A 1,013-nucleotide genomic window follows, 5' to 3' on the forward strand; every position below is an offset into this window, starting at 1 on the left:
GCGCGGCCAGCCCGAGGTTGACCAGTAGGAAGCCGATCACGGCCAACAGCCCCCACCAACCGGGCAGCCCCGCGCCGAGTCGGTCGGCCAACCGCAGGACGGTGACCATGACGAAGACGTGCACCAGGTAGAAAGCGAAGGAGACCTCGCCGAGCCAGACCATTGGCCGGGACCGCCAGGGCGTCCGCGCGCCGCGCACGTCCGCGTCGGCCGCGGCCACGATGACCAGCAGGTACGCCGCCGCGAGCAGCGCCGCCCACAGCTCGGCGCGGATCCACTGGGCGGCGACCACCCAGGTGAGCACGAAGATGGCGCTGGCGGCGGTGAGCCCGGGGCCGCGCCAGCGCCCCCGCCGCAGCAGCTCGGCGGCGGCCACTCCCATCCAGAACTCCAGGGAACGCACGACCGGGAAGATCTGGGTGAACCACCAGGTGCTCTCCTGTGGCACCAGGCGCTGCCCGGGCCAGAGCGCCACGATCAGCAGTGGCACCGCCACCACCACCGCCCACAGCGCCCCGACCCGCGCCCGGCGCACCAGCGGCAGCGCGAACGGCAGGCAGAGGTAGAAGAACAGTTCGCAGGAGAGCGACCAGCTCACCGAGTTGACGCTGTAGAAGTAGCCGGGCGTCGGGTCCCATGCCTGAACCAGGAACAGGTTCTCCACCGCGGCGCGGACATTGACCGGGTCGGCGAAGACCCACACCCCGCTCACCAGCACCACCGCCCACATCAACAGGTGGTTGGGATAGATCTTGGCAAGCCGGCGGCGCAGGAAGTCGCGCCGGCGGTCCCCGTCGCGGGCCGACCAGACCAGCACGAAGCCGCTGAGGATGAAGAAGAACTCGACGCCGGACAGGCCCAGGGTGAACAACCAGTCGACGGCGGCCTTGGCCTCGGGCTGGCCGATGATCCGCATGGTGCCGACGTGGTAGCCGAAGACGAGCAGGGCCGCGACCCAGCGCAGCCCGGTCAGCGAGGGCAGCCGGCTCGCCGGGCGGGCGCTGTCTCTTATA

General features: G+C 70.8%; 1 protein-coding gene. It reads right to left on the bottom strand.

What is annotated here, in order from left to right; translation table 11 throughout:
* A partial coding sequence (locus E1258_RS32810; protein ID WP_132407878.1) for an acyltransferase occupies positions 1 to 1,012 on the bottom strand: 1,012 nt, incomplete at its 3' end.
* Position 1,013: the final 1 nt, after the last annotated feature.

Origin of the sequence: Micromonospora sp. KC207, from assembly GCF_004348615.1 — a bacterium.
Classification (GTDB): Bacteria; Actinomycetota; Actinomycetes; order Mycobacteriales; family Micromonosporaceae; genus Micromonospora.